Annotated in this window: 10 protein-coding genes; 5 read left to right on the top strand and 5 right to left on the bottom strand. The window is 68.1% G+C overall.

Going from position 1 to position 14,977, the window contains the following annotated elements:
- Nucleotides 1–260 precede the first annotated feature (260 nt).
- The 3 genes from O5O54_RS05010 (at nucleotide 261) to prfB (ending at nucleotide 5,334) form a co-directional block, all read left to right on the top strand.
- Nucleotides 261–1,439, top strand: coding sequence for an N-acetylmuramoyl-L-alanine amidase (locus O5O54_RS05010; RefSeq protein WP_279479535.1), 1,179 nt, complete (start codon nucleotides 261–263; stop codon nucleotides 1,437–1,439).
- A gap of 186 nt (nucleotides 1,440–1,625) precedes the next feature.
- Nucleotides 1,626–4,067 (top strand): penicillin-binding protein 1A, encoded by a 2,442-nt coding sequence (locus tag O5O54_RS05005; RefSeq protein WP_279479533.1) that lies wholly within the window; start codon nucleotides 1,626–1,628, stop codon nucleotides 4,065–4,067.
- A 138-nt stretch (nucleotides 4,068–4,205) separates the two neighbouring features.
- A protein-coding gene (gene prfB / locus O5O54_RS05000) for a peptide chain release factor 2 (RefSeq protein WP_279479532.1) occupies nucleotides 4,206–5,334 on the top strand; the annotation gives its coding sequence in 2 pieces (ribosomal slippage) (nucleotides 4,206–4,274 and nucleotides 4,276–5,334; 1,128 coding nt in all).
- Nucleotides 5,335–5,405: 71 nt separating this feature from the next.
- Here the strand turns inward: prfB and O5O54_RS04995 are convergent.
- The 3 genes from O5O54_RS04995 to O5O54_RS04985 form a co-directional block, all read right to left on the bottom strand.
- On the bottom strand, nucleotides 5,406–6,608 hold the full coding sequence (locus O5O54_RS04995; protein ID WP_279479530.1) for a M23 family metallopeptidase: 1,203 nt from the start codon (nucleotides 6,606–6,608) through the stop codon (nucleotides 5,406–5,408).
- An 87-nt stretch (nucleotides 6,609–6,695) separates the two neighbouring features.
- Nucleotides 6,696–7,517: a ferritin-like domain-containing protein gene (locus tag O5O54_RS04990; RefSeq protein ID WP_279479528.1), complete on the bottom strand. Its 822-nt coding sequence runs from the start codon at nucleotides 7,515–7,517 to the stop codon at nucleotides 6,696–6,698.
- Nucleotides 7,514–7,996 carry a peroxiredoxin gene (locus O5O54_RS04985; RefSeq protein ID WP_279479526.1) on the bottom strand — a complete coding sequence of 161 codons (483 nt, stop codon included), beginning with the start codon at nucleotides 7,994–7,996 and terminating at the stop codon, nucleotides 7,514–7,516. Before O5O54_RS04985 ends, O5O54_RS04990 begins: the two co-directional genes overlap by 4 nt.
- A 175-nt stretch (nucleotides 7,997–8,171) precedes the next feature.
- Between O5O54_RS04985 and O5O54_RS04980 the strand changes: the two genes are divergently transcribed.
- Nucleotides 8,172–11,522 (top strand): hypothetical protein, encoded by a 3,351-nt coding sequence (locus O5O54_RS04980; protein WP_279479523.1) that lies wholly within the window; start codon nucleotides 8,172–8,174, stop codon nucleotides 11,520–11,522.
- A 2-nt stretch (nucleotides 11,523–11,524) separates the two neighbouring features.
- Here O5O54_RS04980 and tyrS read toward each other — a convergent pair whose 3' ends face one another.
- Together tyrS and O5O54_RS04970 are read right to left on the bottom strand one after the other, a co-directional pair.
- Nucleotides 11,525–12,775, bottom strand: coding sequence for a tyrosine--tRNA ligase (gene tyrS / locus O5O54_RS04975; RefSeq protein WP_279479521.1), 1,251 nt, complete (start codon nucleotides 12,773–12,775; stop codon nucleotides 11,525–11,527).
- Between the two features lie 59 nt (nucleotides 12,776–12,834).
- Nucleotides 12,835–13,509, bottom strand: a complete 675-nt coding sequence (locus O5O54_RS04970; RefSeq protein ID WP_279479520.1) for an alpha/beta hydrolase — start codon at nucleotides 13,507–13,509, stop codon at nucleotides 12,835–12,837.
- Between the two features lie 239 nt (nucleotides 13,510–13,748).
- On the opposite strand from O5O54_RS04970, the gene O5O54_RS04965 reads away from it, so the two are divergent.
- Nucleotides 13,749–14,903: a cysteine desulfurase family protein gene (locus O5O54_RS04965; RefSeq protein WP_279479518.1), complete on the top strand. Its 1,155-nt coding sequence runs from the start codon at nucleotides 13,749–13,751 to the stop codon at nucleotides 14,901–14,903.
- Nucleotides 14,904–14,977 lie beyond the last annotated feature (74 nt).

Genomic DNA, 14,977 nt, shown 5'->3' with positions numbered 1-14,977 from the left:
GCGTGTGAGACCCTTCCGGCGAAATCTGTTCGAGTTTCCTGCGCCGGGCGGATTGTGCGACGGTCGAGGAGGTCGGCCCAATGGGACGATGAAATCGACGACGCACCCGCTCTGATGACGCGAGAGCCTCAATTAAGCTTGTAAGGCGCTATAGTCGCGCAAACAAGGGGAAAGCCTTTCGAAGCGGCAGCGTCCCGGTTTGCCGCTCTCGTGGTCGGTTCCTCGTCACGAAACCTCCATCCTTCGACGGCCGCCGCCCAGTGACCCGACGTCCCGACCGCATCACCTCCGCCTTCCGATTCGCCGTCCTCGCGCTCGCGCTCGCGCTTTTCTGCCTGCCGCAGGGGCGGGCGCTGGCGGATGATCCGTCGATCGTCACGGCAATCGCCAAGGCCGACGACGCAAGCGCCTTCGGGCTCGACATCGACGTGGCGGGCCCGGCCAAGCCCGCTCTCGTGCTCCTGCGCCATCCCTATCGCGTCGCGCTGGACTTCGACGCCACGCTGGCGGCCGCCAAGCTTCCGGAGCTGAAGGGCGACAAGCTGGTCAAGGACATGCGCCACGGCCTGATCGGCGCGGACCGCTACCGTCTGATCCTGACACTCACCGGCGCCGCGCGGCCCGAGCTGACCGTGACGCCGCAGGCCACCGGATCGCGCGTCGGGCTGCGGCTGATGCCCGGCGACGACGCGGCCTTCGCCGCCGCCGCGGCGACGACGACCCGGAAGATCGAGGCGAGCGCCAAGGTCAGCGCCCGGCCGCAATTCGTCGTCGTGCTCGACCCCGGCCACGGCGGGATCGACAACGGCGCGACCGGCGAGAAGGGCACGGAGGAAAAGACAGTCAATCTCGCCTTCGGGATCGCCCTGCGCGACGCGCTGGCCGAGTATCCGGAAGTGAAGGTACTCATGACGCGGGAGGACGACACGTTTATTCCGCTCAACGAGCGCGCGGCGATCGCCCGGCGGGCGGGCGCCAATCTCATGCTTTCGCTGCACGCCGATTCGATCCGCTACCGGGACCTGCGCGGCGCGACGGTCTACACCCTGTCCGAGAAGGCCTCGGACAGCCTGTCGCGCGAAATCGCCGACTCGGAAAACTCGTCGGACCGCTTCGCCGGACCGGAATGGGACCAGGACGCGCCGGAGATCCACGACATTCTCGTCGACCTCGTCCGGCGCGAGACCGAGGGCCTGTCGGAGCATTTCGCCCTTCGGCTGGTGACGGACCTGCGCAACGGCCAGATCCGGCTGATCAACAACCCGAAGCGGTCGGCGGGCTTTCGGGTGCTGCGAGCGCCCGACGTGCCCTCCATCCTTCTGGAAATGGGCTATCTCTCCAATCCCGACGACGAGAAGGACCTGACCTCGGAACGCTGGCAGAAGCGTCTGGCCGGGATCCTCGCCCATTCGATCGCCGACTTCGCCAAGAGCCGCTGACGCAGAGATCGTTGCACGGGCGCAACAGTCGCATCGGCAAGGGCCCCCGACCATCCGTCCGCCGCATTCTCCGCGCATGCACGATGCGTTAGGAATTCGCGCGATGCGGGTCGATCCCGCCTTGCCGGGCCGACCATGCCGAACGGCAGTTCGGGCGCCGTGCAGACGGCGGCCCATGGAGAGACGATGATCAGACTTCTCGGCTACCTGTTCGGCATCGGAACCGTGTTCGCGCTGATCGTCGCCGGCGGCGTCGCCTGGTACGTGGCGGACATGAGCCAGGACCTGCCGGACTATCAGGTGCTGGAGCGCTACGAGCCGCCGGTCACGACGCGCATCCACGCCTCCGACGGCGCGCTCATGGCCGAATATGCCAAGCAGCGGCGGCTCTACCTGCCGATCCAGGCCATCCCGCAGCGGCTGAAGAGCGCGTTCCTCTCGGCCGAGGACAAGAACTTCTACAACCATCCCGGCATCGACCTCGAAGGAATCGGTCGCGCGGCGCTTCTCTACGTGCGCGGCGGCCCGATGCAAGGCGGCTCGACCATCACGCAGCAGGTCGCCAAGAACTTCCTCCTCACCAACGAGCGCTCGATGGAGCGCAAGGTGAAGGAGGCGATCCTCTCGCTGCGCATCGAGCAGGCCTATTCCAAGGACCGCATCCTCGAGCTCTATCTCAACGAAATCTATCTCGGCATGGGCTCCTACGGCGTCGCCGCCGCCTCGCTCGCCTATTTCGACAAGTCGGTGAACGAGCTGGAGATCCAGGAAGCGGCCTATCTCGCCGCGTTGCCCAAGGCGCCGGAGAACTACAACCCGTTCCGCAGCCCGGACGAGGCGATCGGCCGCCGCAACTGGGTGATCCAGCGCATGGCCGAGAACGGCTACATCACGCAGGACGAGGCGCTGGAGGCGATCGCCAAGCCGCTTGGCGTGAACCCGCGCCCGGGCGGCACCTATCTCGCCTCCGCCGAGTACTTCACGGAAGAAGTGCGGCGTCAGGTTATCGCGCGCTACGGCGTGGACGCGCTCTACGAGGGCGGGCTGTCCGTTCGCTCGACGCTCGATCCGCAGATGCAGGTCGAGGCGCGCACCTCGCTGCAGCACGCGCTGGTGCAGTACGACCAGACGCGCGGCTATCGTGGTCCGGTCGAGTCGATCGAACTGGCCGGCGACTGGGGGCCGGCCCTCAACAAGATCGAGCCCTATGCCGACGTGCCGGAATGGCGCCTCGCCGTGGTCCTGTCGGCCGACGACAACTCGGCCAGCATCGGTCTGCAGCCCAAGCGCGAGATTTCGGGCCGTCGCGGCCCCGAGCGCGACATCGCGACCCTGAACCTGTCCGACATGAAGTGGGCCATGCGGCAGGACCGCGACGGCAAGCGCAGCACGGCGAAGGCGGTCGACCAGGTCCTGGCGCGCGGCGACGTGGTCTATGTCGAGCCCAAGGCGAACGGCGAGGGCTACGTGCTGCGCCAGCCGCCGAAGGTGCAGGGCGCGCTGGTGGCCATGGACCCGCATACGGGCCGCGTGCTGGCCATGGTCGGCGGCTTCTCCTACGCCCAGTCGGAGTTCAACCGCGCGACGCAGGCGATGCGCCAGCCCGGCTCATCCTTCAAGCCCATCGTCTACGCCGCGGCGCTCGACAACGGCTATACCCCGGCATCGGTGATCCTCGACGCGCCGGTCTCGATCCCCGACGGTCGCGGCGGCTTCTGGGAGCCGAAGAACTACGGCGGCGAAGCGGCCGGCCCTTCGACACTGCGGCTCGGCATCGAGAAGAGCCGCAACCTGATGACCGTGCGCCTCGCCGACGATATGGGCATGAAGCTCGTCGCCGAATATGCCGAGCGCTTCGGCGTCTACGACAAGATGGCGCCCTATCTGCCGATGGCGCTGGGCTCGGGCGAGACGACCGTCATGCGCATGGTCACGGCCTATTCGGTCATGGCCAACGGGGGCCGCTCCATCGACCCGTCGGTGATCGACCGCGTGCAGGATCGCTACGGGCGCACGGTCTACCGCCACGACAACCGCAAGTGCGAAAGCTGCAACGCCGCCGCCTGGGACGGTCAGAGCGAGCCCGAGCTCGTGGACGAGCGCCAGCAGGTGCTCGACCCGATGACGGCCTACCAGATCACCTCGATGATGGAAGGTGTCGTCCAGCGCGGGACGGCCACTGTCGTGCGGGAGCTCGGCGTACCCGTGGCCGGCAAGACCGGCACCACCAACGACGAGAAGGACGCCTGGTTCGTCGGCTTCACGCCGAACCTCGTGACCGGCGTCTATCTCGGCTACGACAACCCCGAGCCGCTCGGCCACGGCCAGACGGGCGGCGGCTTCGCGGCGCCGGTGTTCAACGAGTTCATGAAGCAGGCGCTGGCCGGCAAGCCGGTGGTGGACTTCCGCATCCCCGACGGCATGACGCAGGTGGCGGTGAACCGCTCGACCGGCATGGCCGCGGCGCCCGGCGCCGAGGGCTCGATCATCGAGGCCTTCAAGCCGGGCACCGGCCCGTCGGACCAGTATCAGGTCATCGGCGGAACCTATGCCAGCGCGCCGGCCGAACAGGCGATCTCGCCCGAAGCCGCGCAGGCGATCGCGAGCGGGGCCGGCGGCTTGTTCTGACGCTCCGGCTCTTCGCCGACCGTTCATTTACCGGCCCCGGCGGCTCCATCCGTCCGGGGCCGATCCGCTTTACAGCCCGGCGTGCCGTCCCTATGGTCCGCGCCACTCACCCAAGACCGTTACGAGGGGAATGCCGGCATGCGTGCCGAAATCGAATCCATTGTCTCCGACATCAAGCAGGCCGTAAGCCTGCTGAGGAGGCATCTTTGACTGGGATCAATCGGTCCGAGAACTCGATCGCCTGAACGCGGCCGCCGAGGATCCGTCCCTCTGGAACGATCCCGCCGAGGCCCAGCGCCTGATGAAGGAGCGCCAGCGCCTGGAGACCGCCATCACCGGCATCCGCGCGCTGGAGCAGAGCCTTCAGGACAATATCGAACTCATCGCCATGGGCGAGGAGGAGGGCGACGCCGAGGTCGTAACGGAGGCGGAGAACGCCATCCGCGGCCTGGAAAAGGACGTCGCGGAGCGCCAGATCGAGACCCTGCTCTCGGGCGAGGCCGACGCCAACGACACCTATGTGGAAATCCACTCGGGCGCCGGCGGCACGGAAAGCCAGGACTGGGCGTCGATGCTGCTGCGCATGTACATGCGCTGGGGCGAGCGCGCGAAGATGAAGGTCGAGGTGCTGGAGCAGAACTCCGGCGAAGAGGCCGGCATCAAGTCCGCCACCATCCTGCTGAAAGGCCACAACGCCTACGGCAAGATGAAGGTGGAATCGGGCGTTCACCGGCTCGTGCGCATCTCGCCCTACGACAGTCAGGCGCGGCGGCACACGTCCTTCGCCTCGGTCTGGGTTTACCCGGTGGTCGACGATTCGATCGAGGTGGACGTCAGCGAAGGCGACGTGCGCATCGACACATATCGCGCTTCGGGCGCGGGCGGCCAGCACGTCAACACGACCGATTCGGCGGTGCGCATCACGCATCTGGCGACCGGCATCGTGGTCCAGTGCCAGAGCGAGCGCTCGCAGCACAAGAACCGCGCCACGGCATGGAACATGCTGCGCGCGCGGCTCTACGAGGAGGAGCTGAAGAAGCGCGAGGAGAAGGCCAACGCCGAGGCCGCGTCCAAGACCGACATCGGCTGGGGCCACCAGATCCGCTCCTACGTCCTCCAGCCCTACCAGATGGTCAAGGACCTGCGGACGGGCGTCGAAAGCACCGCTCCGGACGACGTCCTGGACGGCAAGATCGACGGCTTCATCGAGGCGGCGTTGGCGCAGCGCGTGTTCGGCGGGGACGTCGAGGTCAGCGACGTCGACTGACTCTCAAGTTGAAAGCCGCAACGAAGAAGGGCCGGCCGTCGCCGGGCGGCCCTTCTTCGTTTGGGAGACGTTCAAAGAGCGGCCCAGCGGTGGCCGGCGTCGATGTAGCGCTGTGGGTTGACCGGCTCGCCGTTGACGCGGACCTCGTAGTGAAGGTGCGGGCCGGTGCTGCGGCCGGTCGAGCCGATGAGTCCGAGGCGCATGCCCGGCTGCACCGTTTGGCCGACGCTGACGTCGATGCGCGACATGTGGGCGAAGCGGGAGGTGAGGCCGTTGCCATGGTCGATCTCGACGGCCAGGCCGTAGCCGCCCTGGTCGCCGGCCGAGACCACGCGCCCTTCGCCGGTGGCGCGGATGGGCGTGCCTGACGCGCCGGCGAAGTCGATGCCCGTGTGGAGCGCCTCGCGCCCCAGAAACGGATCTGTGCGCAGGCCGAAGGTGGAGGTGCGCACGGTGCCTTCCGGCTTCGGATCACCAAGGGGTAGACGCTCGGCTGCGCCGCGCAGGTCGTCCATGCGCGAGAGCATGTCGCCGAGCTGCCGGATCTGGGCGTCGAACGAGGCGTCCGCCGGCGGCGGGACGAAGATGCCGCCTTCGCCGGTCTCCAGTCCCAGCGGCCGCAGGAGCTCGCTCATCCGATCGACGCGCTCGGCCGCGTCCTGCGAGAGCTTGGCGATGCCAGCCACCTGCTGGCCTTCCACGAGGCCGACGCTTTCGCGGATCGAAGGGAGGACGACGTCGCGGATATGATCGACGGGGTCGGCCTTTGTCGTCTTCAGCGGCGTGAAGATCTCGCCGATGCTGTCCAAAACGCTTCGAGAGCCGGTCTGGGGCTTGGTCGAACCGTTGCTTGCCGCGTCGATCAGGCCTTCGCTCGCCGCCTGGTCGAGCAGCGGCTCCAGCTTCTCGAAGCGGCCGACGAGCTGCGCCTGCTGCGACAGGAGCGATTCGAGCTGCTTGGCGATCTGCTCGCGCTCGATGTGCTGGCGGGTGGTGAGCCGGTCGAGCTCCTGGCGCAGCCCGCTGATGCGCTTTTCATAGGTGTTGGTGGCGCGGATTTCGCGGTCGATCATCATGCGCACGACGCTGTCGCCGGACAGCGATAGGCCCACGGCCCCGACGCCGCCGATCACCGTGACCACCGCACCCACGGCGATCGTGCCGAGAAGCCAGGACGGCACGGTCCAGTGACGCACGCGCTCGCCGCGGGCGATGACGATCGTATGGGATCTGGCCCGGTTTCCGAAAACCGAGCCGCGAAGCTGCGAACTCATGCACCCGCTCCACGCCGGCCGGGTCGTCGGCCATGGAGAGGAATTAGAAACCGTTAAGGTTAAGGGCGCGTTAGCGGCGCGCGCCGGCTACTGCGAGAGCGAGGAGAGGCTGCGGTAGAAGGTCGGGGTGAGGCCGGCTTCGGCGCGGGCGCGGTCGTTGAAAGGCGCCTTGACCTCGCCCCGGAAGCACTCGCGCACCAGTTCCTGGAATCGGCGCGCCGGATCGATGCGCTGGCGCGCGCACAGGAAGCGGAACCACTTGGCGCCGACCGCGACGTGGCGTTTCTCGTCGTTGTAGATGACCTCGAGGATAGCCGCCGTTTCGGGGTCGCCCACCTCGTGAAGCTTGGCGAGGAGCGAGGGCGTCACGTCGAGACCGCGCGCTTCGAGAATCAGCGGCACCACGGCGAGACGGGCAGCGAGGTCGTGGGCGGTGACCTCCACCGCCTGCCATAGGCCGTCGTGGGCGGGCATGGCGCCGTAGCGCGAGCCGAGGCGGTGGAGGCGGTCCTCCAGGAGGCCGAAGTGCCGCGCCTCGTCGGTCGCCACCATCATCCAGCCGTCGAAGAACGAGCGCGGCACGGGCTGGCCGCAGAAGCGGGCCACGATGTCGAGCGCGAGGTCGATGGCGTTGAGCTCGATATGGGCGAGCGCGTGGATCATGGCGATGCGCCCTTCGACCGTATGGGCCGAGCGGCGCGGCACATGCCGCGGCGATACGAGCGGCGGCTCAACCGGGCGGCCGGGCCGCGCGGGCAGGGGCGGGTCGGAGGGTGCGGACAGGCCGAGCGTGCGCGCGGCCCAGCGCTCGCCGGCAAGCCGCGTCAACCGCCGCTTCTCGTCGAGGTCGGGCTCGCGCAGCGCCTCGATGGCGAGGCCGCGAAGCGTCGGCGTCGTCAGTCGGCTCAAGCTTTCGCACCCGCGAGCTGGCGGGCCTCCGCGAGCACTTCCTTCGCGTGCCCGTCCACCTTCACCTTGGGCCAGACGCGGTGGATGCGGCCCTCGGCGTCCACCAGGACAGTGGTGCGTTCGACGCCCAAGTAGGTCTTGCCGTACATGCTCTTCTGGACCCAGACGCCAACGGCTTCCAGAAGGGCATGCTCCTCGTCGGCGAGAAGCGGCACCTGGAGGCCGTGCTTGTCCCGGAACTTGCAGTGCTTGGCGACTGGGTCCGGCGAGACGCCGTAGACGGGAACCCCGACAGCCGCGAAGTCCTTGGCCAGAGCGGTGAAGTCGAGCGCCTCCAGCGTGCAGCCGGACGTGTCGTCCTTGGGGTAGAAGAACAGGACGAAGGGCTTTCCCTTCAATCGATCGTCCGAGACATGGCTTCCGTCGTCGGCTGGAAGGTTGAAGTTCGGAAATGCCTGTCCCGCCGTCAACGTCGCCATGCTGCCCTCCTTGCGGCTTCCGCGATCCGCCCGCCCCGTGAGCCCGGTGTCCGCGCTTTAATCGCCCTCTATCATAGCGCCGGCAAGTCGAAGGCAAGCTATGGCCGCAATGTTGCGGCTTTGATGGGTTCATAGCCCTGCGCGCCCTCCACCACTCGGGAAACGATCGGACCTGATGAGAAGAATCACCCGTCTCGTCGGTGCGATCCTCAGCTTCGTGTTCCTGCTGCTCGTCGTGGGCATCGGTGGACTCGTGTTCCTGCTCGGCACGGAGCCGGGCGAGCGATTCGTCCAGGCCCAGACGACGGCCGCGCTCTCGCGTCTGCTCGGCCCCCGCTACGAGGCGACGCTCGGCCGCCAGCAGCTCGAATTCCGAGGCGACGGCACGCTGGCGCTCAACTGGTACGATGCCGCCTTGCAACGGACAGACGATCCGAACAGCAAGTCGCGGGTCGAACGGGTCTCGGTCGCGCTGCGGCTGATGCCGCTGGTGGGCGGCTCGCTCGAATTCGGCCGGTTGGAGATCGCCGGTGCCGACCTCAACCTCGCGGCTTTCGCCGGAAGCCGGCCGCAACCGCCGGTGCCGAGCGGCGGCGAGGCGGCGGCGCCGTCCGGCGGATCGGTACTGGCGCAGACCATCGACAAGGGTGTCGGCGCCCTGGAGCGGCAGCTGCAGGCCCTGCAGGCCTTCCATTTCGATACGCTGAGCCTCCAGGACATCCGGGTCGTCGGCTTGCCGGGCACGGCAGGACGGTGGTCCGACCTCACCCTCCGGCATGCCGAACTGCACCGTGCGCTCGACGGAACGTTGCGCCTCGTGACCAATGTCGAAACCGGCGGCATGCCGCTGCTGATTTCGGGAACGGCCGAGTTCGACGAGGACACGAGCCGCTTGACGCGCCTCGCCGTCAGTTCCGGCCGCATCGATCTCGGCGCGGTCCTGCCGCCCGCCGATGCGGCCGACGAGAAGGACGAGCGGCCCTTCGGCAGCGATTCCGAGACCTGGTTCGACCTGTCGCTCGACCGTGCCGGCGCGGATGATCTGCCGACCCTGCGCGCCAGTGCCCATGTGGGAGCCGGCGACCTCCAGCTCGGGCTGAACCGCACGCGGATCGAGAGCGGCCAGCTCGACCTGACCTATCGCCAGGGCGACGAGCGCCTGGTCGTCGAGCCGAGCCCGTTCCGCTTCCGGGACGTGGCCTTCGAACTGTCGGGATCGGTGGAGCAAACCAATCGCAACGCGCCGGGCGAGCCGCCTGTCTTCGGCTTCCGACTGGCCGCGCCCGCGATCCGCTCGCTCGTCGGCCAGGAAGACGGGTCCGAGGCGAAGCCCCAGGTCGCCGACCTCGAACTCTCGGGGCGGATCGCCCCAGTCGCCAAGAGGCTGGAGCTGACCTCCGCGCATCTGACGGCAGGCGGAGGCACGCTGGAGGGAAGCGCCGGCTGGGACGGGTCGGCACCCGACGCGCGGACCTTCCTGAACCTCCGGGCGACTTCGCTTCCAGCCGCTTCGGTCAAGGCCTTCTGGCCGTTCAACATCTCGGGCAAGGCGCGCAAATGGGTGCTGGCGCACCTGTCGAACGAGGGCGAGGTGCCGATGGGCACCATCGCGGTCGACCTCGTGCGCGACCGGATCCACGACGCGTTCAAGATCGGCGGAACCCCGGGCGAAACCGAACTGCAGCTCGACATTCCCGTGCGCGGCGTTTCGCTCTCCACGGTGGGCGACCTTCCGCATATTCGAGGCGCGGACGGCACCATCACCGTGCGCGGCATCCGCACGGAAGTCTCGCTCGAACGGGCGTCGGTGGAGGGGCTGGAAGGCGTCGCGATCCAGCCGTCGACACTGGTCCTGCAACGCCCGGCGGACGGCAATCCGCGTGACCTCGGCCTGGTGCTGGATCTCCAGGCCTCCGGAGAGGTGGCGCAGCTGCTCGCGATCGCCGATCGCGATCCCATCCATGCCTTCCGAAACGTGCCGCTCCAGATCGATCCCTTCAAGGGAAAGGCGAGCGCCAGGGTCGGAGCGACCCTGCGGCTGGGCGACGACATTCCCCGCGACCGCCAGGTCGAGACCTGGAGCGTCGAGGCCGATCTCGATGGCGTCGATCCGGGGCAACCCGTCGAAGGGCGCCAGCTTTCCGGTCTCGACGGGCTGTTCCATGCCATTCCCGGCCAAGCGAGCGGGTCGTTCGACGGGACGCTGGACGGCATCCCGGCCAAGCTCAGCTTCGCGCTGCCCTTCGGCGAGACCCCGGTCGGCACCCGCAGCATCGAGGCAGACCTGAAGGTGCCCTCGGCGAAGGTCGTGGAGCTCGTCCCGGCGCTGGACGGCGTGATCAAGGGGCCTATGGCGGCGCGGGTGACCGACGACGCCGACGGCATGCGCGCCAGCGTCGACCTCGGCCAGACGACGCTCGACCTGCCCGCCGTCGCCTGGAAGAAGGGCGCGGGCATTCCGGCGGACCTGACCTTCACGCTGCGCCGCGACGGCGACGTGACGGAGCTTCGCGATCTCGATCTGAAGGGCGACGGGTTTCGGGCCAGCGGGACGATCGCGGTAGACAAGCGCGGCCTGCGCAAGGCCGCCCTCAGCCGCGTCGCGCTCAACCCCGGCGATTCCGTCGCGGTGGACGTGGAGCGGCACGGCGACGGATTCGGCATCCAGGTGAGCGGCGATCGCTTCGACGCCCGGCCGATCCTGGCGGAGATCAAGGCCGGCGTCGGCCAGGATAAGAAGGGCCGCGTCGGCGGCGGCACGTTCGACGTGACGCTCGATGTCGGCCGGCTTGACGGGTTCAACGGCCGCGGCATCGACGGGTTCTCGCTCAACTACGCGTCGGCCGACGGGCGAATGGCGGCGCTGGCGCTCGGCGGCTCGATCGGCGGAGCGAACGTGGTCGGCGATCTCGCTCCGCGCGACCAGGGACGCCGTATCCGCATCGCGTCGCAGGACGTGGGCGGTCTTCTCGGCTTCGCGGGGCTCTACGGCCACATGGAGGGCGGGCAGGGCACCTTGTCCCTCACCGGGTCACCGGACGCCGGTTATGCGGGGGAGCTGAAGCTGACGAACTTCAACCTGGTGGACGAGCCGCGCCTGTCGCGCATCGTGGGCTCGTCACCGGCGCCCGGCACCGCGAGCCTGTCGCAGGCGATCGGGCAGGAGCTGCGCACCGAACGCGCCTTCTTCGACCACGCCTCGGCCAAGCTTGCCTACGATCGGGGAACGCTGCGAGTAGCTGAAGGCATCGTCCGAGGCCCGATCTTCGGATCGAGCTTCGCCGGGGTGGTTTACGATCCGAGCGGTCAGATCGATGTGTCCGGATCGTTCATGCCGGCCTACGGGATCAACCGAGTGTTCGGCGCGATCCCGATCCTCGGCCAGATCCTCGGCAACGGGCAGGAAGGCGGGCTGATCGGGATCACCTACCGCCTCAGCGGGGCGATGGCCTCGCCGACGCTGGTGGTGAACCCGATCTCGGCCATCGCGCCGGGCATCTTCCGGCAGATCTTCGCTTTCGACTGACCTCAGTCGAAGGCCTTGACGAGAACGTGGCGCTTCTTGCCGAGCGAGAGCTTGGCGACACCCTCGCTAAGCGCGGAGGCGTCGACGGTGAGGCGCTCGTCCGAGACCGGCTGGTCGTTGAGGCGCACGGCGCCGCCCGCGACATGGCGCCGCGCTTCGCCGTTGGACGCGGCAAGGCCCGCCTTGACGACGAGCGACAGGATGCCGACGCCGGCCTGGAGCTCGGCTTTCGGCAGAAGCACCGTCGGCAGCGTATCGGCCAGCGCGCCTTGCTCGAAGGTCGTGCGGGCGGTCTCTTCGGCCTGGGTCGCGGCCGTGCGTCCGTGGACGATGGCGGTCGCCTCCGTGGCGAGAACCTTCTTCGCCTCGTTGATCTCGGCACCGCCGAGTGCCGCGAGCCGCGCGATCTCGTCCAGCGGCAGGCGCGTGAAGATCTTGAGGAAGCGGCCGACGTCGGCGTCCTCGGTGTTCCGCCAGTACTGCCAGAAGTCGTAAGGGGAGAAGAGGTCGCCGTTGAGCCAGACGGCCCCGGACGCCGACTTGCCCATCTTCTCGCCGGAGGACTTGGTGAGGAGCGGCGTCGTCAGCGCGTAGAGCTGCGGACCGCCCATGCGGTGGCTGAGATCGACGCCGTTGATGATGTTGCCCCACTGGTCGGAGCCGCCCATCTGCAGGACCGTGCCGTAGCGCCGGTTGAGCTCCGTGAAATCGTAGCCCTGCATGATCATGTAGTTGAATTCGAGGAAGCTCAGCGACTGCTCGCGATCGAGTCGCAGCTTCACCGAATCGAAGCTCAGCATCCGGTTGACCGAGAAATGCCGGCCGACGTCGCGCAGGAACTCGACATAGTTGAGCTTCAGCAGCCAGTCGGCATTGTTGACCATGATGGCCGGGTTCGGCCCGTCATAGCGCAGGATGTTGCCGAAGACGCGCTGGATGCCGTCGATATTGGTCTGGATCTGCTCGGGCGTCAGCATGCCGCGCTGGCTATCGCGGAAGGACGGGTCGCCCACCATCGACGTGCCGCCGCCCATGAGGCTGATCGCCTGGTGGCCCGTTTCCTGGAGCCAGTAGAGCATCGTGACCGAGATCAGGTTGCCGATGTGGATCGAGGTCGCGGTCGCGTCGTAGCCGACATAGCCGGTGATCCGGCCCTTGTGCGCGAGAGCGTCCAGCCCTTCGGGATCGGAGATCTGATGGATGAATCCACGCTCGTCGAGAACGCGCAGGAAGTCGGATTTGAAGCGGCTCATGGAAACTGTTCCGTCGGGAGGGCGGCGGCGCGCCCTCGCGCGGCCGCCGACGATCGATCTTACTTCAGGCGCTTGGGGCGGGCGTCGGAGAGCTCGCCCGCGAGGCGGCGGTCGAGATACTCGGCGCACTCGGCCATCAGCTCCTCGGTCTGCTCCGAGAAGAAGTGGTTGGCGCCGGCCAGCGTCTTCTGCGTGATCATGATGCCCTTCTGGGTCTTCAGCTTGTCGACCAGGCCCTGGACATCCTTGGGCGGTGCCACCTTGTCCTTGTCGCCGTGGATGATCAGGCCGGACGAGGGGCAGGGCGCCAGGAACGAGAAGTCGTAGGAGTTCGGCTGCGGGGCGATGGACATGAAGCCCTCGATTTCCGGCCGGCGCATCAGGAGCTGCATGCCGATCCAGGCGCCGAACGAGTAGCCCGCGACCCAGCAATGCTTGGAATCGGGGTGCAAAGCCTGGATCCAGTCGAGCGCGGCCGCCGCGTCCGACAGCTCGCCCGCGCCGTGGTCGAACTCGCCCTGGCTGCGCCCGATGCCCCGGAAGTTGAAGCGCAGCGTCGTGAAGCCGCGCTCCACGAACATGTAGAAGAGCTGGTAGACGATCTGGTTGTTCATCGTGCCGCCGAAGCGGGGATGGGGATGCAGAACGATCGCGATCGGCGCGTTCTTCTCCTTCGCCGCCTGATAGCGACCTTCCAGGCGGCCGGCCGGTCCGTTGAAGATGACTTCGGGCATTGCAAAACCTCGAGGAGGGCAGAGGCATCCGGCGAGGCCGGGCACCTTGACGGGGAATGGGCAGCCTCTTAAAGTTCTTGGTTAGAACGATTCAAAACTACACGGGTCCTATAGGGGCGCTATGTAGTCCGCCGAGCGCTCCGAATACAAACATTTTCGAGCGTCGGCTCTCCAGCGAACCCTCGACGGGCCAATCGGAAAATCACGAAGGCCGGCTGTTGCGAGAGACGCGTCTTTACTTGGATCACAATGCGAGCGCGCCGCTCCTGCCCGAGGCGCGGGACGCGATCGTCGCCGCGCTGGCGGTCGAGGGCAACCCGTCGTCGGTTCACGCGGAGGGGCGGGCCGTGCGCTCGCTCGTGGCGCGCGCGCGCGCGGACGTGGCCGGCCTCGTCGGTGCCGAACCGGACACCGTCGTCTTCACCAGCGGCGCGACCGAAGCCGCCGCCACCTGCCTGACGCCGCATTGGACACGAGACGGCCGCGAGGCGAACTTCGCCCGGCTGGCGGTTCTGAATACGGATCATCCCTGCATCCGCGAAGGCGGACGCTTCCAGGCGGACAGCGTGACGCGCCTGCCCGTGAAGGCGGACGGTGTTCTCGACCTCTGCGCGTTGGACGCCTGGCTGGAGGCCGGCCCGCCCGGGGTCGTCGCCGTCTGTGCCGCCAACAGCGAGACGGGCGTTCTCCAGCCGATGCGCGCGATCGTCGAGCGCGCCCATGCCGCCGGCTCGCTCGTGGTTTGCGATGCCGTCCAGATGGCCGGGCGGCTTCCGCTGAACGCGGCGGCGATCGGAGCCGACGCGCTGATTCTTTCGGCGCACAAGCTCGGCGGTCCGAAGGGCGTCGGCGCCTTCGTTCTACGATCCACGGGCCAGCGCCCGGCGCCGCTCCTGACCGGCGGCGCGCAGGAAACGCGGCAGCGGGCCGGCACGGAAGCGACGGCTCTGATCGCAGGCTTCGGAGCCGCGGCGATGGCGGCCGCCCGGTCGATCGACGACAGCGACCGCCTGCGCGGGCTTCGCGAGCGGCTGGAGAGAGGCGTCCTCGCGCTGTCGCCCGACTTCTCGGTGCTCGGCGGCGGCGCGGAGCGACTGCCGCAGACCGCAATGCTGCATCATCCGGCCCTGCGCGCCGAAACCGCCCAGATCGCCATGGACCTGGCGGGCATCGCCGTTTCGGCAGGCTCGGCCTGTTCGTCCGGCAAGGTCGGCGGGTCGGTCGTGCTGGACGCCATGGCGCGTGCCGGGGCAGCTATCGATCCCGACATGGGCGGACTGCGCGTCAGTTTCGGACCCCGGACGGACGAGGCCTCGATAGACCGGTTCCTTGCGGCATTTCGCGCCTTCTGGGAGCGGACGGGCGCGGCAGAGCCTGCACGACGGGTCGCCTGACGGACGGAATCTAATCTGGTCCGGCGCCTTCAACTTTTGAGGCCGGACCCCCATTTGAACCGTTGTGAACTGCC

Source organism: Aureimonas sp. SK2 (assembly GCF_029813115.1).
In the GTDB taxonomy this organism is placed as follows: Bacteria; Pseudomonadota; Alphaproteobacteria; order Rhizobiales; family Rhizobiaceae; genus Aureimonas.
Note: the sequence above shows the minus strand (reverse complement) of the source record. Positions and strands in the feature narration are given on the sequence as shown.